The sequence below is a fragment of the Embleya sp. NPDC025285 genome, assembly GCF_055558835.1.
On record NZ_JBVHLU010000042.1, the window covers coordinates 1 to 19,823 of the forward strand.

Annotated in this window: 13 protein-coding genes; 6 read left to right on the top strand and 7 right to left on the bottom strand. The window is 72.4% G+C overall.

The genetic code is table 11. From position 1 onward, the window contains the following. Positions 1–141: 141 nt before the first annotated feature. The 4 genes from ACZ4FV_RS26505 to ACZ4FV_RS26520 all read right to left on the bottom strand — a co-directional run bounded on the left by ACZ4FV_RS26505 (position 142) and on the right by ACZ4FV_RS26520 (position 7,598). Positions 142–2,637, bottom strand: a complete 2,496-nt coding sequence (locus ACZ4FV_RS26505) for a sugar phosphate nucleotidyltransferase (RefSeq protein WP_395872200.1) — start codon at positions 2,635–2,637, stop codon at positions 142–144. Between the two features lie 113 nt (positions 2,638–2,750). After that, the gene (locus tag ACZ4FV_RS26510; protein WP_395872198.1) at positions 2,751–3,407 is read right to left on the bottom strand and encodes a CDP-alcohol phosphatidyltransferase family protein; all 657 of its coding nucleotides are present in this window, start codon (positions 3,405–3,407) and stop codon (positions 2,751–2,753) included. A gap of 62 nt (positions 3,408–3,469) precedes the next feature. Then, entirely contained in the window at positions 3,470–5,443 is a 1,974-nt protein-coding gene (locus ACZ4FV_RS26515) for a glycosyltransferase 87 family protein (RefSeq protein WP_465323413.1), read from the bottom strand. Positions 5,444–5,576: 133 nt separating this feature from the next. Further along, the gene (locus ACZ4FV_RS26520) at positions 5,577–7,598 is read right to left on the bottom strand and encodes an acetoacetate--CoA ligase (RefSeq protein ID WP_465323414.1); all 2,022 of its coding nucleotides are present in this window, start codon (positions 7,596–7,598) and stop codon (positions 5,577–5,579) included. A 166-nt stretch (positions 7,599–7,764) separates the two neighbouring features. Between ACZ4FV_RS26520 and ACZ4FV_RS26525 the strand changes: the two genes are divergently transcribed. The 4 genes from ACZ4FV_RS26525 to ACZ4FV_RS26540 all read left to right on the top strand — a co-directional run bounded on the left by ACZ4FV_RS26525 (position 7,765) and on the right by ACZ4FV_RS26540 (position 11,417). Then, positions 7,765–8,676, top strand: a complete 912-nt coding sequence (locus tag ACZ4FV_RS26525) for an AurF N-oxygenase family protein (protein ID WP_402229888.1) — start codon at positions 7,765–7,767, stop codon at positions 8,674–8,676. Positions 8,677–8,812: 136 nt separating this feature from the next. Beyond that, on the top strand, positions 8,813–9,259 hold the full coding sequence (locus ACZ4FV_RS26530; RefSeq protein WP_465323415.1) for a Zn-ribbon domain-containing OB-fold protein: 447 nt from the start codon (positions 8,813–8,815) through the stop codon (positions 9,257–9,259). Beyond that, a complete protein-coding gene (locus ACZ4FV_RS26535) occupies positions 9,256–10,449 on the top strand; it encodes a lipid-transfer protein (RefSeq protein ID WP_395872190.1) in 1,194 nt (397 codons plus the stop codon). Before ACZ4FV_RS26530 ends, ACZ4FV_RS26535 begins: the two co-directional genes overlap by 4 nt. Before the next feature lie 101 nt (positions 10,450–10,550). Continuing rightward, complete coding sequence (locus tag ACZ4FV_RS26540; protein WP_395872188.1) at positions 10,551–11,417, top strand: amidohydrolase family protein; 867 nt, start codon at positions 10,551–10,553, stop codon at positions 11,415–11,417. Here the strand turns inward: ACZ4FV_RS26540 and ACZ4FV_RS26545 are convergent, their stop codons facing one another. Then, complete coding sequence (locus ACZ4FV_RS26545; protein ID WP_395872186.1) at positions 11,418–12,392, bottom strand: LLM class F420-dependent oxidoreductase; 975 nt, start codon at positions 12,390–12,392, stop codon at positions 11,418–11,420. A gap of 76 nt (positions 12,393–12,468) precedes the next feature. Between ACZ4FV_RS26545 and ACZ4FV_RS26550 the strand changes: the two genes are divergently transcribed. Next, positions 12,469–13,272, top strand: coding sequence for a sugar phosphate isomerase/epimerase family protein (locus ACZ4FV_RS26550; RefSeq protein WP_395872185.1), 804 nt, complete (start codon positions 12,469–12,471; stop codon positions 13,270–13,272). Positions 13,273–13,428: 156 nt separating this feature from the next. Here the strand turns inward: ACZ4FV_RS26550 and ACZ4FV_RS26555 are convergent, their stop codons facing one another. Further along, positions 13,429–14,556, bottom strand: coding sequence for a serpin family protein (locus ACZ4FV_RS26555; protein WP_395872183.1), 1,128 nt, complete (start codon positions 14,554–14,556; stop codon positions 13,429–13,431). Positions 14,557–14,653: 97 nt separating this feature from the next. On the opposite strand from ACZ4FV_RS26555, the gene ACZ4FV_RS26560 reads away from it, so the two are divergent. After that, the gene (locus ACZ4FV_RS26560; protein WP_402229884.1) at positions 14,654–15,235 is read left to right on the top strand and encodes a nuclear transport factor 2 family protein; all 582 of its coding nucleotides are present in this window, start codon (positions 14,654–14,656) and stop codon (positions 15,233–15,235) included. Here ACZ4FV_RS26560 and ACZ4FV_RS26565 read toward each other — a convergent pair. Continuing rightward, complete coding sequence (locus ACZ4FV_RS26565; RefSeq protein ID WP_402229881.1) at positions 15,232–19,782, bottom strand: coiled-coil domain-containing protein; 4,551 nt, start codon at positions 19,780–19,782, stop codon at positions 15,232–15,234. The genes ACZ4FV_RS26560 and ACZ4FV_RS26565 overlap by 4 nt on opposite strands. Positions 19,783–19,823 lie beyond the last annotated feature (41 nt).

Genomic DNA, 19,823 nt, shown 5'->3' on the forward strand with positions numbered 1-19,823 from the left:
CGTTTTTCGGGTTCGGGGTGGGTGTGGGAGGGGTTGTCGCGGTCGGTGTCTTCTTGGGGCCCCCCCCCCCCCCCCCACGGCCGGGGAAGACCCTACAAGACGGCTGCCCGCACCGCCGGAGTCGGCGGCCGGGAAGGGCCGTCAGTCGCCCGCGTGCTCCACGACCCGGCTCCACTCGTCCAGGAGTTCGTCCGCGGCGGTATCGTCCGGGCCCTCGGCCCACACGTGGGTGACCGCCTCGGCCGGGTCCGGCAGCACCAGCGCCCAGCGCCCGTCGGCCTCCACCACGCGCACGCCGTCGGTGGTGTCGATCTCGCGGTCGCCCGCCGCCTCCACGACCCGACGCATCACCATGCCCTTGGCCGCCCACGGCGTGGGCACGTCCCGCCGGCGCACGTGCGCGCGCGGGATCCGCGCGTCGATCTGGCTCAGCGTCAACTGGGTGCGCGCGACCAGCCCGATCAGCCGGACGAACGCGGCCGTACCGTCGAAGACGGTGCTGAACTCGGGGACCACGAAGCCGCCGCGTCCGTCGCCGCCGAAGATCGTGTCGTCGGACATGGCCACGCGGGCCAGGTCGTCCGGCGACGTGGTGGTCCACTGCACCTGGACCCCGTGGTAGGCCGCGACCTGCTCGGCGATCCGGGTCGTGGTCACCGGCAGCGCGATCTTGCCGCCGCCGCGCTCGGCCGCGACGCAGTCCAGCAGCACCAGCAGCGCGCGATGGTCGTCGATGAGCCGACCGCGCTCGTCCACCAGCGACATGCGCTCGCCGACCGGGTCGAACCGTACGCCGAACGCGGCCTTGGAGGAGGCCACGATCTCGCCCAGCCGCACCAACCCCTCGTGCCGCTCGTCCGCGGTCTCGGTGGGGCGGGCGTCGTCCAGACCGGAGTTCACGGTGAGCGCGTCGATGCCCAGCCGGCCCAGGATGCTGGGCAGCAGCAGGGCGGCGTTGCCGTGTGCGGCGTCCACCACCACCTTGAGCCCGGACTCGGGCACGCCGGTGATGTCCAGCGCCTTCAACAGGGAACCCGAGTAGCTGTCGAACGGCCGTGCGGGGAAAGTCAGTTCGCCGATCTCGCCGGGGAACGCGCGGCGGTACTCCTGACGCGAGAAGACCCGGTCGAGCTTGCGCTGCGCGGCCTGCGACAGGTCCGCGCCGCGCTCGTCGAAGAACATGATGTCCACCGAGTCCGGCACCCCGGGCGTGGTGCGGATCATGATCCCGCCCGCCGAGCCGCGCGCGGTCTCCTGGCGGGCCACCGGCATCGGCACGTTCTCCAGGTCGCGCACGTTGATCGCGGACGTCTGGAGCGCGGAGATGACCGCTCGCTTGAGGGCGCGGGCACCACGCGAGTGATCACGCGCGGTGGTGACGGTGGCCCCCTTCTTGAGCGTGGTGGCGTACGCGCCGGCCAACCGCACGGCCAGCTCGGGGGTGATCTCGACGTTGAGGATGCCGGAGACCCCGCGCGGGCCGAACAGGTACTTCTGGCCGCGCGACTCCCAGATCACCGACGTGTTGACGACCGCGCCGGCCTCGATCGTCTTGAACGGGTAGATCCGCACGTCCCCCGCGACCAGGGACTCCTCCTCGATCAGGCACTCGTCGCCGATCACCGCGCCCTCTTCGATCCGGGCCGCGCGCATGACGTCGGTGTTCTTGCCGATCACGCAGCCGCGCAGGTTGGTCTGCGGGCCGATGTACACGTTGTCGTGCACGACCGCCTTGTGCAGGAACGCACCGCGCTTGACCACCACGTTGGAGCCGAGCACGGTGTGCTCGCGGATCTCCACGCCGCCCTCGACCTTGGCGTAGTCGCCGATGTACAGCGGACCCTTGAGGATCGCCTCGCGGTCCACCTCGGCGCCCTCGGCGACCCAGACGCCCGGCGAGAGCTCGAAGCCGTCGATGTCCACGTCGACCTTGCCGGTGAGCACGTCGGCCTGGGCCTTGAGGTAGCTCTCGTGCGTGCCCACGTCCTCCCAGTAGCCCTCGGCGACATAGCCGTAGATCGGCTTGCCCTCCTTGAGCAGCTTGGGGAACACGTCGCCGGACCAGTCCACGGACACGCCGGCGGCGACGTAGTCGAAGACCTCGGGCTCCATCACGTAGATCCCGGTGTTCACGGTGTCCGAGAAGACCTGACCCCAGGTCGGCTTCTCCAGGAACCGGTCCACCCGGCCCTCGTCGTCGATGATCGTGATGCCGAACTCGAGCGGGTCGGGCACTCGGGTCAGGCACACGGTGACCATCGCGCCCTTGGCGCGGTGGTACTCGACGAGCGCCGTGAGGTCGAAGTCGGTGAGCGCGTCGCCGGAGATGACCAGGAATGTGTCGTCCTTGAGCGCCTCCTCGGCGTTCTTGACGCTGCCGGCGGTACCGAGCGGGGTCTCCTCGTTCGCGTAGGTGAGGCTCATCCCGAGCTCTTCGCCGTCGCCGAAGTAGTTGCGAACCAGCGACGCGAGGAACTGGACGGTGACTACGGTCTCGGAGAGTCCGTGCCGCTTCAGGAGCCGCAGCACGTGCTCCATGATCGGCCGGTTCACCACCGGCAGAAGCGGCTTGGGCATGCTGGAGGTCATCGGGCGCAGGCGGGTGCCCTCGCCTCCGGCCATGACGACGGCCTTCATCGGTCTCGTCCTCCTATCGCGTCACACCACCCGCGCCCACGGCTGAATTGCCGGGGCCGGGTGGCGTGCCTTCAGTACGTGGTGATCGCCGCGGTGTCGGGCGATCCCTGCGCTTACCCGGCGGTCGCCGAGCGACCCGCCTTGTCCGCGGCCACGAGGCGTTTGGCCTGGGCTGCGTAGAGGACTCCTGCCCACCAGTACAGAGCGGTACCCCACCAGGCGAACGCCCATCCGAAGATCGCGGCGAGAGTTGCGACACGTCCGGTGCCGTCGCTGAGCAGCAGCAGCGGGAAGGCGTACATGAGGTTGAAGGTCGCGGCCTTGCCCACGAAGCTGACCGAGAGCGCGCCGTAGCGGTGCCTGCGCAGGATCAGCAGTACCACGCCCATGAACAACTCGCGGCCCAGGATGATCGCGGTCAGCCAGATCGGCAGGATCTCGCGCCAGGTCAGGCCGACCAGGGTGGCCAGCACGTAGAGTCGGTCCGCGGCCGGGTCCAGGATCGCGCCGACCTTGCTGACCTGATTCCACCTGCGGGCGAGTTTGCCGTCCAGGTAGTCGCTGATCCCGCTGAGCATGAGCAGTGCGAGCGCCCAGAGGTCGTGTTTGGGACCGCCGAACTCGGGCGCCAGGATGAGCCACAGGAAGACCGGTACGCCGAGCAGCCGGGCGAAGCTGAGCGCGTTGGGGATGGTCAGGACCCGGTCGCTGGGAGCGTCCACGCCGCCGTCTCGGGGATGCGGCGGCGCCGCGTCCACGTGGGCCTCCACGGGACCTCTGCTTTCTGCCGGTGGGCCTTCTCGTTCCGGGTCCGACTCGTTCGGAGTCCAGCCTAGTGACGCGCTGATCCGCTGCTCACCGGGTCCGGGTCGGGGGTGGCGGGCTCGGCGACCGGCTCCGCGACCGTGGGCAGCGGGGTGCGGTCGCGCAGGATGCGCCACACCAGGAGCAGGGTCAGCGCGATGCCCGCGAAGAGGTATCCGTTGCCGAGCACGAACTCGATCGGCGTCCAGTGCCGTTCCCGGTTCCCGTCCCGGGGGGCGAGCCAGATCAGGCCCCACGGCTGGAGGGTCTGCGTGTCGTCCCAGTCGCCGCGCACGTTCAGCCGCAGCGGCCACGCGGCGAAGAACGCGAAGAACGTGCCGGTCAGCCACCACCACAGCGGTCGGGCCCGGGTCAGCGCGGCGTGCGCGAGCAGGACGAACGCGGGCACCACCCAGACCCAGTGGTGCGACCACGAGATCGGCGACACGAACAGCGACAGGCCGCCGGTGATCACCACGCCGACCAGTTCGTGCCCGCGCAGCGAGGCCCGCGCGGCGGCCACCAGGCCGAGCGCGCCGACCAGCGCGCAGCACAGGAACCACAGCCCCGAGGCCACCCCACCGTCGCCGAGCAGCCGGGTGAACATGCCCTGCACGGATTGGTTGTTGAGCGTGCCCACGCTGAGCTTGTCGTTGACCTTGCCGCTGATCGACACGATGTGCGACCAGTAGTAGACGGACCCGGACGGCGCGGAGACCAGACCCACCAGGACGGTGCCCACGAACGCGCCGCCGGCCACCGCGGCGGCCCGGAACCTGCGGGTGATCAGCAGGTAGACGATGAAGATGCCGGGGGTGAGCTTGAGGCCGGCCGCGATGCCGACGCCGACGCCCTTGTATCTGCGGCTGTCCGGCAGCCCGAGGTCGAGCACGATCAGCGCCAACAGGAGCAGGTTGATCTGCCCCCACACGAGCGTCCATTGGACCGGCTCCAGCCACAACACCACGGCGAAGGTGGCCGCGCTGACGCCGAGCCGACCCAGACCGCGGCGGTAGCCGAGCATGCCCCACGCGGACCAGACCACGGCGAACAGCGAGAGCAGGCTCACCACCGCCATGAACCACTTGAGGCCGGCGAAGCCCAGCGGCAGCAGACCGTAGAACACCAGGCCCGAGATCGGCGGGTAGATGAACGGCAGTTTGTCGGTCCAATTGCCGTAGTTTCGGGTGTAGATCTCGTCGCCGTCGCGGAAGCGGTGCGCGGCGTCGTGGTAGACGCTCAGGTCGAGCATGTGCCACATGTCGCGGCGGCCGAGGTAGGTCCACAACACCCACAGGCCGAGCGAGAGCACCAGCAGGGCGCCGCCGACGAGGGCGGCGCGGCGCGGTCGACGCGGTTCCCGGCCGCGCTCGTGCCCGAACGGGACGCGGGGCGCGAGCGTCAAGAGCTCGCGGCAGGAGGTCACGAGCACCTGGGGGAAGGACATGTCGGTCGGGGACTCCACAACTGCACGGTTCAATGGGCGCCTGGCCGGGTGGCGCCGGGTCAGGATATCCACACGGCCGGTTCGGTCCGGCCCGGCGTCCGGTGCCGGGAACCGGCGGACGTTCCCGGACGCGCTCCGGGCCGGGGCCCGGGCCCCGGCCGGCGTGGGGGTGGAACTCCCCGGGGACGGTCGGCCCACCGGTTCGGGCGGACCGAGCGTAACGGCTTCCGCCGACCCGCTCGCCCACCTTCCTCGAGACGCCGCGAGGCCGACCGCGATCGTGATCAGCGCGGCGAGCCCGGCGAGAGTGTACGCGTCGGCGAGCAGGAGATCCCACCCGGCGAACCGGAGTTCGCGGCCCTCGCGGTAGGGGACCTGCCGGATCGGCCCGGTGGGCACCGGTACCGGGAGCTCGACCCGACGGCCCGGCACCGCGGCGGTCGGCGCGACCGGCGCGAGCGCGAGGTGGCCGGCCACCGATGTCACGACCAGGACCGCTGCCGCTGTCGGGAGACGTCCGAGGAAGCGCTGGGTGCGATGTGACGCCTCGGGCATGCACCTGATCGCACCGCCGCAAACGGCCGCTTGCTCCGCACTACTCCGTATGCGTTACATTCCTGGTCGCTTCGCGGAATTGCGGGCATTGCCCCGATCGGTCCGGCAATGCCCGCCTATCCCTGCTTGTCCCCTACTTCTCCCCCTGCTTCGTCTCCTGCCGGTCCTCCTGCGCACGGGCCCGCGACCGGCCCACCTCGGCGTAGAAGCGGAGCACGTCGAGGTCGTCCACCGAGCCGGGGTTGACCGCGTCCTCCAGTCGGCGGCCCTGGAGCAGCTTCTTCACCGGGATCTCGATCCGCTTGCCGGTGAGCGTGTGCGGCACGCCCGGCGCCGCGATGATCTCGTCCGGCACGTGGCGCGGCGAGACCTCCTCACGGATCACCGTGCGGATCCGCGCCTTGAGCGCGTCGTCAAGGGTGTGTCCGGGCGCGGTGACCACGAACAGCGGCATCCAATAGCCGCCGTCGGGCAGTTCCAGCCCCACCACGAGCGACTCGCGCACCTCGGGCAGGCGTTCGACCGCCTCGTAGATGTCGCTGGAGCCCATCCGCACACCCTGACGGTTCAGCGTCGAGTCGGAGCGGCCGTGCACCACGATGGTGCCGCGCTCGGTGAGCGTGATCCAGTCGCCGTGCCGCCACACGCCGGGGTAGGTGTCGAAGTAGCTGGCCCGGTAGCGCCGGTCGTCGGGGTCGTTCCAGAAGTACACCGGCATCGAGGGCATCGGCTGGGTGATCACCAGTTCGCCGACCTCGTCCACCACCGGCCGGCCGTCCTCGTCCCACGCCTCGACCGCGCAGCCCAGCGCGCGGCACTGGATCTCGCCGAGGTACACCGGCAGGTCCGGGCTGCCGCCGACGAAGGCGCTGCACACGTCGGTGCCGCCGCTGACCGAGGCCAGCCACATGTCCGTGCCCACCGCGTCGTAGATCCAGCGGAAGCCGTCCGGCGGCAGCGGCGATCCGGTGGTGCCGACCGCCCGGACCCGGCTCAGGTCGTGGCTGACGCGCGGGGTCAGCTCGTTCTTGCGGCAGGCCATCACGTACGCGGCGGAGGTGCCGAACCAGGTCACCTTCGCCCGCTCGACCACGGTCCACTGCGCGTCGGCGCCGGGGTAGCCGGGGCTGCCGTCGTAGAGCACGATCGTGCTGCCCGCGAGCAGGCCGCCGACCAGCATGTTCCACATCATCCAGCCGGTGGAGGTGTACCAGAAGAACCGGTCGGTCGGGCCCAGGTCGAGCTGGAACGCGGCCTGCTTGAGGTGTTCGAGCACGATGCCGCCGTGGCCCTGGACGATCGCCTTGGGCAGGCCGGTGGTGCCGGACGAGTACAGGATCCACAGCGGGTGGTCGAAGCCGACCGACTCGAAGTCGAGGTCGGCGCCCGAGACCTCGCGCCCGATCGCCTCGGCCCACGGCAGCACGTCGGCGGGCGTCGGTTCGTCGAGGAGCGACACATGCAACACGTGTCGTACCGTCGGCAGGCCCGCGCGCAGATCGGCGACCACGTCGGCGCGGCGGATCTCCTTGCCGCCGTAGCGGTAGCCGTCCACCGCGATCAGCACGACCGGCTCGATCTGCTGGAACCGGTCCAGCACGCTGCGCGCGCCGAAGTCGGGCGCGCAGGCCGACCAGACCGCGCCGATGGCGGCGCACGCGAGCAGCCCGATCACCGCGTGCGGGGTGTTCGGCACGTAGGCCGCGACCCGGTCCCCGGGCCGTACGCCCAGCTCGCGCAGGGTGGCGGCGCAGGAGGCGACCTGGCGGCGCAGCTCCACCCAGGAGATCTCGCGCGGGGTCAGTTCCTCGTCCAGGTAGACGATCGCGGCGCGCTCCGGGTCGCCGTCCTCGGCGTGTCGCAGCACCTGCTGCGCGTAGTTGAGGCGCGCGTCGGGGAACCAGCGGGCGCCGGGCATGGTCCGGTCGGCCAGCACCACGTCCCGATCACCCAGGTCCAGCTCGAACCAGTCGCACAGCGAGGCCCAGAAGGCCTCGGGCTCGGTGGTCGACCAGGCCCACAGTTGCGCGTAGTCCTCGGCGCGGACGCCGCGTTCGGCGCCGAGCCATTCGCGATAGCGGGTGACCGCCGCGGTGGCGACCCGCTCGGCCGACGGCTGCCACAGCAACTCGGCCCGCTCGCTCGATTCCGTCATATCTTTACTGCCCCCTCCGCGCGGTGTGCCCCCCGACCCTGCCATCTCGCGCCTCGGCGCGCATCCCCCGGGCGGGTCGTAAAGGATCTTCGTGCCCACTCTGGACGCGCCGCGCCGAACGCGGGATGTTACCGACGGGAAACAAGTCCGGCAGAGGAGGCCTCGCATGCCCACCACGCACGGCACCGTCACCGACCGCGAGCGCGTCGCGGAGCGGCTGCTCGCCGCGTCGCATTCGCACGCGTTCGACCCGATCACCGACGTCGACTGGGACGCGCCGCTGCTCGACGGCGCGTACTTCCTGCCCGCGCACCGGGTCAGCCTGTACGGCACGCCGACCTGGGAACGCATGAGCGAACGGCAGCGGATCGACCTGTCCCGGCACGAGGTCGCCTCGATGGCCAGTGTCGGCATCTGGTTCGAGGTCGTGCTGATGCAATTGCTCATCCGGCACGTCTACGACCGCCCGCTGACCTCGCGGCACGTGCAGTACGCGTTCATGGAGATCGCCGAGGAATGCAGGCACTCGACCATGTTCGGCAGGTTGATCGACAAACTGGAGTGCCCCGAGTACGGACCCGGCCCGTACGCGCACATGGCGGCGCGGGCGATGAAGACGCTCGGCTCGGGCGTGCAGGCCTTCGCGATGGCGCTGATCGCCGAGGAGGTCCTGGACACGATGCAGCGCGAGATGATGGCCGACGAGTCGCTCCAGCCGATCACCCGGCAGACCGCGCGCATCCACGTGATCGAGGAGGCCCGGCACGTGCGCTACGCGCGCGACGAGGTGACCCGGGGCGCGCCGCACATGTCCCGCGCCGAGCGGGCGATCACCCGCCTCGCGCTGGCCCGGGCCGCGCACATCATCGCCACCCGCCTGGTCCATCCGGGTGTCTACGCGGCGGTGGGACTGGATCCGGCCGAGGCGTACAAGGCGGCGCGCGCCAATCCGCATCGCCTGGACACCCTGGGCCACTGGTCGCGGCGGCTGATCGCGTTCTACGACGAGCACGGCCTGCTCGGCGGACCGGGGCAACGGCTGTGGCGGGCCTCGGGCCTGATGGGGCGTCAGATATAGCGTCGGGCCGGGCGGGCGGGCGTGGGCGGCTGTGACCGTAAATACCCCGGTCGGGTTGGCGCCCGGAACTGACGATCCGTCAGACTGTGGTCCGTACACACATCGCACGACACGGCCAGACGAGTTGGAGGGCCCCGTGACGAAGGACCACAAGCCTGTGGTCCCCGGTTGGTTCACCACGTCCGGGGAGGACTTCTCCCTCCTCGGCACCCGGTGTACCGCCTGTGGGACCGTGTTCTTCCCGCGCCAGGAGACGTTCTGCAGCAACCCGGCGTGCGCCGGCACCGAGTTCGCCGAGGTACCGCTGTCCCGGCGCGGCACGGTGTGGTCCTACACGAACGCCGGCTACCGCCCGCCGGCCCCGTTCGTGTCCGACCCGGACACCGAGTGGCAGCCGTTCACCATCATCGCGGTGCGCCTGGAGGTCGAGGGCCTGATCGTGCTCGGCCAGGGCGCGCCCGGCGTCGGCGTGGACGACCTGAAGGTCGGGGTCGAGGTCGAGATCGTGCCCGGCGTGCTGTACGAGAACGACGAGCACGTCTACACCACGTGGAACGTGCGACCCGTGGAGGTCAAGGCATGAGCACCGACCGCGAGATCGTCGTCCTGGGCGCGGGCATGCACCCATGGGGCAAATGGGGCCGCAACTTCGTCGAGTACGGCGTCAAGGCCGCCCAGGACGCGCTGAGGGACGCGGGCCTGGCCTGGCAGGACATCCAGTTCGTGGCCGGCGCGGACACCATCCGCAACGGCTATCCGGGCTTCGTCGCGGGCGCCACCTTCGCCCAGGCGCTGGGCTGGACCGGTGCGCGGATCTCCAGCTCGTACGCGGCCTGCGCGTCCGGCTCGCACGCGATCGCGAGCGCCCGTGCGCAGATCCTCGCGGGTCTGTGCGACGTCGCGCTCGTGGTCGGCGCGGACGCGGCCCCCAAGGGCTTCTTCGCGCCGGTGGGCGGCGACCGCCCGGACGACCCGGACTGGGTGCGCTTCCACGTGCTCGGCGCGACCAACCCGGCCTACTTCGGAATGTACGCTCGGCGCCGGATCGACCTGTACGGCGCCTCCGTCGATGATTTCGCCCGGGTCAAGGTCAAGAACGCGCGCAACGGTCTGGCCAACCCGAACGCGCGCTACCGCAAGGCGTTCACCATGGAGGACGTCGCGGCCTCGCCGATCGTGTGCGACCCGCTGCGCCTGATGGACATCTGCGCCACCTCCGACGGCGCGGCGGCGGTCGTGTTGTGCAGCAAGGAGTTCGCCGCGCGACACACCACCTCCCCGGTGCGGATCGCGGCGGTCTCCACGGTCACCCCGACCTTCCCGAGTGCGCTGATCGAGCTGCCCGACATCGCCACCGACTCCTCGGTGGCGGTGGCCCCGAACGAGTTGTCCTTCCGCGCGTCGCTGGCACAGGCCGCCTACCAGGAGGCGGGCATCGGCCCGGAGGACCTGAGTCTCGCCGAGGTCTACGACCTGTCCACCGCGCTGGAGCTGGACTGGATCGAGGACCTGGGCATCTGCGCGCGCGGCGAGGCGGAGAAGCTGCTGCGCGACGGCGCGACCGAGATCACCGGCCGGATCCCGGTGAACGCCTCCGGCGGCCTGGGCTCGTTCGGCGAGGCGGTGCCGGCGCAGGCGATCGCCCAGGTCTGCGAGCTCACCTGGCAACTGCGCGGCGACGCGGGCGAGCGCCAGGTGCCCGGCGCGACGGTGGGCATCACCGCCAACCAGGGTCTGTTCGGACACGGCTCGTCGATCATCGTCACCCGGTAGCACCGGCTCGGATGCACCGAAACGGTCTCGGGGTCGGCGCGGTCCTCGGCACATGCCGACCCGTCGACTCCGGGATCGTTTCCGTCTCAACGGAGGGTTGTATGGGATTTCCGGACGGCGTCGGCGTGGTCGACCTGCTGATGGGGCTGCCGAACCGTGATCGGCGCTGGTGGGCGACCGCGATGGCGGGCACATTGCGGGATCAGGACAGCCGGACCGGGATGACCCATCCGGCCGGATACATGTTCAAGGACCTGCCGGAGATGGAGCGCACCGACTCCTCGGCCGAGGACCTGCTGCGCGAGATGGACCGGTTCGGCGTGGAGAAGGCGCTGATCCCGGTCTCGTTCGAGGACGAGGACACGTCGGCGGCGGTGCGCCGGCACCCGGACCGGCTGCTCGGCAGCTTCCAGGTCGATCCCACCGACGTGATGGCGGGCGTGCGCGGTCTGCGCCGGGCGCGCGAGGAGGTGGGCGTACTGGCCGCGACCTTCTTCCCGTGCGGCTGCACACCCCCGGTGCCGATCGACGACCGGCTGGCCTACCCGCTCTACGCGACCTGCGTCGAACTCGGTCTGCCGGTGTTCGTGAACGCGGGCATCCCCGGCCCCCGGGTGCCGGCCGCCGCGCAGGAGGTGATGCGCTTCGACCGGGTCTGCTACGACTTCCCCGAGCTCACCGTGGTGATGCGGCACGGCGGCGAGCCGTGGTGCGACCTGGCGGTCAAGCTGATGCTCAAGTGGCCCGGACTGCACTGGTCCTCGTCGGCCTTCGCACCCAAGCACTATCCGCGCGCGATCGTCGACTACGCGAACACGCGCGGGTCCGACAAGATCATGTACGCGGGCTACTTCCCGTACGGCCTGACGTTGGACCGAATCTTCGCCGAGCTGCCCGGGGTGGGCCTCAAGGACGAGGTGTGGCCGAAGTTCCTGCGCACCAACGCGCTTCGGGTCCTGGGTCTGTGATCAGTCGGCGGCCGGCGCGAGCGCGAGCGCGGCCTCGATCGGGTCGGCGTCCGGGCGCGGGTCGACCACCGCCAGGACCGGGACGGTCACGCCCGCGTCGACGTAGCGGGCGATCTTCGCCCGGCACTCGGCCGGGCCGCCGTGCACGATCAGGTCGTCCAGGACCGCGTCCGGGACCAGCTCCAGGGCCCGCTTGCGATCCCCCTCGGCCCACGCCGCCCACATCGGCGCCAGTTCCTCGGCGCGGCCCAGCCAGCGATGGAACTCGGCGTAGACCGGCACGGTGAGGTAGGAGGTGATCATCCGCCGGCCGATCGCCCGCGCCGTGTCCCGGTCCTCGATCGGGATCACGAAGATGCGCGCCACGATCTCCTTGTCCGGCCCGCCCTCGTGCACGTACGGCACCACCCGCTTGACGTCCTCGGCGGAGAGCCAGTTCAGGATCGCGCCGTCCGCCTCCCGTCCGGCCAGCCGCAACATGCCCGGGCGCAGCGCCGCGACCAGGATCGGCGGCGGGCTCTGCGGCGCTCGGGACAGCCGGAAGCCGCGCACCGCGAAGGTCTCGTATTCCTCGGTCACCTTCTCCCCCGCGAACGCCGCGCGCAGGAACCGCACGGTGTCCCGCACCCGCTGGTACGGCCGGTCGAAGCTCGCGCCGTTCCACGCCTCGACGATCGGCGCGGACCCCGCGCCGATGCCCAACCGAAAACGCCCCGGGGCCACCTCGGCCAGCGCCGCCGCGGTCATCGCCAGCGTCGCCGGGCCGCGCGTGTAGGGCGAGACGATCGCGGTGCCCAGGCGCACGTCCGGATCGGCCAGGGCGGCCACGGTGAGCGGGGTGAAGCCGTCCAGGCCGTCCACCTCGGCCGACCAGACGTCCGTGTAGCCGGCCGCGCACAGCTCGCGGATCAGGCGCGGGTGGTCGGCGAGCGGCGCGTTCAGCGGAACGGTGATGCCATATCGGGACTGGCTCATGCGTGCTCCTCCGCGGTCCTGATGGTTCCTCAGGACTACCACAACCGGCCGGATACCTGATGTAGCGTCAGGCACCATGTCGACCCTGTGCCTCAACACGTTCGCGTTCTCCCCGTTCGCGGGCGCCCGGGAAGCGCCGCCCCTGCCCGAGTTGTCGGCCGCGGTGCGCGACGCCGGATTCACCGCGATCGGGCTCGACGTGTTCTCCGTGCTCGGCTACGGCCGGCCGCTCGCCGAGCTCGCGGCCGAGGTGGCCGCGGCCGGGCTGCGCTGTCCGGAGATGCTGGGCTTCGTGGTGGACGCGGACGAGGCCGCCGCACTGGAGGGCGCTCGGCAGGTGGCCGAGGCGTGTGCGGCGTTCGGCGCCGACTTCGCGCTCGGGATGGTCATGCTGCCGCCCGACGCACGCTGCGCGGACCTGTTCGCCCGCTGCGCCGAGATCATCGCGCAGGCCGGGGCGCGTGCGGCGGTCGAGTTCCTGCCGTTCACCCCGATCGCCACGATCGCCGACGCGCGCACCCTGGTGGCGCACGCGGGGACCGCGAACTCCGGCGTCCTGGTCGACGCGTGGCACTTCTTCCAAGGCCCGGACACCTGGACCACGCTCGCCGAACTCCCGGTCGCCGAGATCGCCTACGTCCAGATCGACGACCACCCGGAACTGCTGCCGGCGGGCGCGGATCTGTATACGGAGTGCATGTCGCGGCGGGTGCTGCCGGGCGACGGGGTGTTCGAACTGGGCGCGTTCCGGGACGCGTTGGCGGCCAAGGGATACGACGGGCCGGTCAGTGTCGAGGTGATCAATCCGGAACTGGCCGCGCTCGGCGCGGTGGAGTACGCGCGCGCGGCGTGGGCGGCGGTGGAGCGGACCTGGGCCTGAGGGACGCTCGGGCCGGTTGATCGTCGGGGGCGCGCGACGCGGCCACGGTCGCCGGCCCGTGCGCGGCCGACCACGACACCGGCGCGCCGCCCCCGACCCGGCGGCGCCGCGCGACCCGTGCGGATCCCGCCCAGGCCCGTCACCGCAGCCGGAGCCTCACAGCCCCTGATCGGGCGCGTCTCGCGGCGCGGTGGCCTGGAAGGCTGCGAACAGTGGCACATAGCCGGAGGCGTCCATCACCACGCACGCGAACGGCCGGTCGAAGACCACCCGCCGCCGGACCGGCTCCGGCTCGTGGCTCATCCAGTCCAGCTTGACCGTGGTCACCGATGTCGCCTCGACACCCTCCTCGGCGATCCGCAACAACGACTCCTGGACCACCCGATCGACACACACCGGCTCGTCGGTCATCCCGCCGAAGTCCGCGACGTCGGTCAACGCGGCCTCCAGGCCCAGGTCGATCAGATGCGGCACCACATCCAGCCGGGTCCGCAGTTCAAAGCGCGGCAGCCGCACCTCCACGTCCTCGCCCTCGTACGCCTTCCCGGTATCGCGCGGCGCCCACGCCGCGGTGATCACCGACGCCGGCGGCGCGTGCTCCGGGCCGAGCGCGAACCGCACCAGGGCGGGCCGCTCGCCCGCGCACGCCAACTCCACGACGGTGACCTCGCCGTCCCGACCGGAGATCGCCCACACATCCGCGGCCGGCACCTCGCGCCGCATCGTCGGCACCTGGGTGTGCGTCCCGTCGGCGGCGTGGAAGTATCCGTCGTGGGTCCTGGCCGCGTCGAACTCCTCACGCCAGCGGGCCCGCAGCGCGAGCGCGCTGATCAGCACCACCCGGGTCCGCGCGTCGAGTTCGACCGGTATCCGCTCGATCAGCCCGTCGGTGGCGCGCGCGACCCACGCGTCCAGGTCGGCCTGCGCCGCCAACGCCCCGAACCCGATGTCCGGCAGCGCGGCGCGGAACCCCTCGCGCAGCGGTGACGCGCTCCACACCCCGGTCGCCACCGCGAGCGCCTCGGTGCCGGCCAGATCGCGCGCGACGGCGGTGACCACGGGGGCCGCCTCGCGCCACGCGAGGCCCACGAGATCGGCGAGTTCCTCGGCGGTGTCGCCCTCCGCGCCGGTGGCCACCGCCGCGAGCGCGAGCCACAGACCGGTCGGCGAGCACACCACGTCGCCGCCGGCCGACCGCACATCGGGATCGCTCAGCATCGAGTCGAGCCAGCGCGAAGCCAGTTCCCGTACGGTGCCCGCGTGTTCACGCAGAGCCGGTTCCATCTGATCACCCTTGTCGTCGCGTCGCCGCTGCCCGGAAGTTGTTTCGGTCTCCCCCGGTCGAGGAAATCCAACCCTCCCGACCGTAGTGTCGTGGGTCATGAACGACTTCGGCGGGGACCTGGAGCTACGCAGACTGATCGACCGTCAGGCCATCCACGACGTGGTCATGCGGTACTGCCGGGGGATCGATCGCATGGACCTCGACGCCGTCCGCGCGTGTTACCACCCCGACGCCACCGACGAGCACGGCAGCTTCGCCGGGACGGTGGACGAATACCTCGCGTGGATCGGTCGCCTGCTCCCCCGATACACCTCGACCATGCATCTCACCGGCAACCACCTGGTGGAATTCCGCGACGACACGCCCGATCTCGCCCGTTCGGAGACGTACGGAACCGCCTTCCACCGCAGCGCCGACCCCGCGCCCAGGGGCAACCTGATCACCGGATTCCGCTACATCGACGACTTCGCCCGGCGCGACGGCGTGTGGCGCATCGCCCGCCGCGTGGCCACCACCGAGTGGGTCCGGGTCGACGACGCGGCGGGACAGTGGCCGGTGCCCGAGGGCATCCGGACGGGCCGACGGGACCGCACCGACGCGGTGTACGCGCCCTTCCCCATCGCCCCGCCCGAAACCGGTCCGAACGACCGTGGCCGGACGGATCCGGGCGAGTCCTAGTCGGTCGACTCCGCCGCGACCTCGACCGGCCGGCGGAACACCCGCGTCGCGTGGATCTCGCCGACGATCTGCGGCGCGTCCGGCTCCTGCGGCACCGGCAACCCGGGCCGCAGATGCTCCTCGACCGAGATGTACTTAAGCCCCGCGCGCAGGTCCGCGTCGTTGCGCAAGCGCACCACCAACGGGAACTCGGCCAACGCCGTGGTGTCGAACAACCCGGTCGTGTAGACCAGTTGCACACCCAGCGCGTCCGCGACCGCGCGTTGCAGCTCGAGCAGATACGACGCGTTGGCCCGCCCGATCGGGTTGTCCAGGAACAACGTGCCCGCGTGCCGGTGCCGGGCCCGACCACGATCGTTGCTGCGCAGGGCGGCCATCGTGCAGTACAGCGCGATGGCCGCGGTGAGCAGCTGCCCACCGGAGAACACGTCACCCATCTGGCCCACCGGCACCCGCTCGGCACGCAGCACCGAGTCCGGCTTGAGGATCTCCACCTGTACCCCGCGCGGACGCAGCGCCGCGTGCACCCCGCGCAGCAGCAGCGTCATCCCGTCCCGGCGCACGCCGCCGACCGTGCCGTCGCGACCGCGCTTGATCGTGCGCGTGGCCTCGTCGACCACCTCGCCCAGCGCCTCCACCAGGCCCGCCGCGTCCGGCTCGTCGAACCTGATCCGCAGGAACTCCTGGCCGGACCACTCGCCGAGTTCCTCCGGCAACCGGGACAACCGCTGGGCCGCGCGCAGCGTGGTCAGCGCGGCCTCGACCATGCCGCGCATCCGGTCCACGATGCTGTCCCGGTTGCGCTCGATCTGGCGCAGTTCGTCGGTGAGCACCCGCAGGCGCGGCGCGAAGGCGGCCGACCACGCGGGCGCGTGCTCGGCCAGCGCGGCCGGCGGCAGCTCCCGGATCTGCTGCCGGGCGGGCATCCGGACCTGCTCGAATCGGGTCGCGCCGGCGTGCCGCACCAGCGTCTCGATGCGATCGCGGACCTGACTCTCGGCCGCGGACAACTCGGCCGCGGCCGCGCGCAGCGCCCGCCGGCACGTGGTCGCCGCGTCCCGGGCGTCCGCGACCGGGCTCGCGAACGGCGTCGCGGGCGGCTGCTCGGGATCCACCGCCATCGTCGGCAGCGTGTCCGTGAGCGAGGCCGCCACCTCGCCGAAGGCACCCGCCGCGTGGTCCGCGTCGGTGTGCTCACGGGCCAACCGGCCGTGCGTCTCGCGCGCCGAGGTCAGCGCCTCGGTACGCCCGGCGTGCTCGGCGCCGGCGGCGCGCAGCAGTTCGAGCGCGTGCGCGCCGTCCCGGGGACGCTGCTCCTCGGGCAGGTCCAGGTGATGCTCGCGGCCCTCGGCCGGAGCATGCCGCTCGACCTCGCCGCGCAACCGGCCGAGCAGCTCGCTGGCCGCGTCGGCCCGGCCCTCCAGGGTGCGTACGTGGTCCTCCGCGCGGCCGGCCGCGGCCAATCGGGACGGGCCGTCGGAGCCGTCGAATCCGTCGAGCAGTTCGGCCGCCTGCCGGCGCACCTTCGCGCTCAGCCGGTCCAGCGTGCTCTGTGCGGCGGACTCCTCGCTCTCCGCCCGGGCCTGCTCGGCACGCAGATCGGCGCCCACACCGACCTTTTCGTACAGCGCGCGGGCGGTGCGGTACGCCTCACGCAGCGCGGGCAGCGACGCGCGCGCGGCGGCCTCGTCGGCCGGCGCGTCGGCGACCTGCTCCTCCAGCGCGCCGGTGATCTCGGCGCGCTCCTCGCGCAGCGCGCGAGCGGTCCGCCGGGCATCGTCGGCCGAGCGCTGCGCCTGCCTGCGGTCCTCGTCGGCGGTCCGGGCCAGCGTACGGTCCGCCTCGACGCCCGCCTCGTGTTCGGCGGTCTCCTGCTCCAACTCGCGGATCCGGCGCGCCCATCCGGCCCGCTCGCGCAGCCGGAAGGCCAGCCCCGCCAAGGCGTCCGCCCGGCGGCGCGCGGTCTGCGCGGCGTCCATCCGCCGGTCCCGCCGGTCCACCGCCTGTACGCGGGCCTGCTCGGCGCTCACCGCGGCGATCTCCGCGGCCTCCCCGGCCGCCTGCGCGGCGGCCAGTTCGTGCCGCGCCTCGCTCACCGCTTCGAACAGCGCGGCCGGCCGGCCCGCCGGACACGCGGCCCGCCAGGTCGCCAGCCGCCCGGCCAACGCGCGGTCCCCCTCCAGCCGCGCGGCCCGGACCCGGATCGCCTCCTGCCGCTCGCCGGCCCGACGGCGCAGCGCGTCCCGCTCGGTGTCCGCGGCCCGTTCGTCGTGCATCGCCGGGTTCGGCGGCACCAGGAAGGTGTCCGGGCGGTCCACGCCGGGCTCCAGCAGCGCCTCGGGGGTACCCACCGCGACCGCCGAGCGCGGCAACAGCGCGGCCTCGGCGAGCACGTCCCGGGCCCGGTCCATCGCGTTGTGCATGGTCACGATCACGCCGTCGACCAGCTCGGGGCGGGCCGCGAGCACCGCGGAGTGCCGCTCGGCGGGTACCGACTGGGCCAGGTAGCGCCAGCCCGGCAGCGCCGGAATGCCGTGCTCGCCCAGGAGTTCGACCGCGGCCAGCACATCCGGCCCGGCGGGCAGCAGACCGCCGTCGCCGAGCGCGCCCAGGATCCGCGAGTCGTCGGCGGCGCCGGTGCGCAACTGGAACAGCGTGCGCTCGCCGTCGGACACCGCCTCCGCGAGCAGTTCGCGCAACACGTCGGCGGCCCGATCGAAGGACTGCGCGGCCTGCTCGCCGACCGCGACCTCGGCGTCCGGGCCGAGCAGTTCGGCCACCCGCGGATCGGCCGCCAACGCCGCCGCGCCCGCGTGCACGGCGGTCAGGTCGGCCTCGGCCACACCGAGGCGGTCCGCGGCCCGCGCCGCGGCCAACTCGGCCCGGCCGCGCGCCGACTCGGCCTCGCGCACACCCGCCGCGAGTTGTTCGGCACTGACCCGGGCCTCCGCCCACGCGGCAGACGCGGCCTTCTCCTCGTCCGAGGCGCGCGCGGCGGACTCGGCCGGATCGCCGTCGTCGTCGATCCAGCCCGCCTGCACCGCCAGATCGAGTTCGGCGCCCACCTCGGCGAGTCGGCCGCGCAGGTGCGCCGCCTCGCTGCGGGTGCGCTGCGCCTCGGTCGCCGCGGTGGTGGCCGCCCGCTGGGCCCGCTCGCCCCGGTCCTGGAGTTCGGCGGCCCGGCGTTCCTCGGTGTCCGCCCGGCCCTCGGCCCCGGCGGCGGCCGCGTGCAGCGCGCGCACCAGCGCGCCGGCCGCCTCCTGCCGGGCGGCCAGCGCGGGCGCGGCGTCCCGCTCGGCCGCCCGGATCGCCACGTCCACCCGCTCGGAGCGGTCCACCGCCGCCCGGTGCCGCAGCACCGCCTCGGTGGCCAGCCAGGCCGAGTGCAGCCCGCGTGCGTCGGCCAGTTCGCGCTTGAGCCGCGCGGCGTCCTTCTCCGCGGCGGTCAACCGCATGCCCGCGTGCCGGTGGGTGATCTCGGCGGTGACCAGGGCGGCGTGTGCCCGAGCCCGCTCGGCGGCGTCCACCGCGGCAGCGGATTCGGCCACCCGGCGGGCCAGTTCGGCGGCCCGCTCACGCTCGCGTTCGGCCCGGGCACCCAGTTCGCGGCCGAGCCCGCGCGCGGCGTCCTCGGCGCCGCGATGCGCCGCCCGCACCCTGGTGCGTCGGCCGGCCGCCTCGCTCACCGCGTCGAGCAGTTCCACCGCGCCCTCGACGAAGTCCCGCTCGGCGGTCAACTCGGCCCGCTGGGCGAGCTTGACCGCGAACCCGTCGACCAGGTCGGCCAGCCCGTCGGTGTCCGCCGGATCGGACACCGCGCGCAGCAGCAGGTCGACGAAGTCCGCGTCGTTCTTGACCGCGAACAGGCCCGCCGCCTCGCCCTCGTCCGCGTTCATCTCACGCTGGTAGCGGAACAGTTCGGGGTCCAGGCCGAGCGCGTTCAGGTGCTCGATCCAGCGGTCGTGGATCTCCTCCCACACCACGTCCACGTCCGGGTAGACCTTGTGCAGTTCGGTCATCGCGTCCCGGAAGCCGCGCATGGTCCGCCGCCGCCCGCCGACCTGCACCGGCAGCCCCTCCAGGGTGAGCCCGGGACCGGGCCGGAAGGAGTACCAGCTCTCGGCGAACTTGCGCGGGTCGGAGGAGACCTGACGCCCGCGCCACTCGCTGACCTTGCCGACCACGACCGTCTCGCCGGTGAGCACGTGCTGCCACTCCAGCGCGACGTGCCCGCAGTCGTCGGCGAGCAGGAACTTGCGCAGCACACCCGAGCTGGCGCCACCCAGCGTGTTGCGGTGTCCGGGCAACATCACCGAGAAGATCAGCTTGAGCAGGACCGACTTGCCACCGCCGTTCTCCAGGAACAACACGCCCGCCGGCGCCGGCCGGCGTGGCGGCCCGACCGGCTCGCCCTCGAACAACTGCGCCTGCCTGGGCGCCGGGTCGGGCACGGGCGCGCCGACTCCGCGCAGGTCCAGCACGGTGTCGGCGTAACGCGCACCGGCGGGCCCGATGGAGAACAGGCGGACCCGGGACAGCTCGTACATCGGCGGTCAAATCTCTCTGGTCGAAGCGCGGGACAAGACGA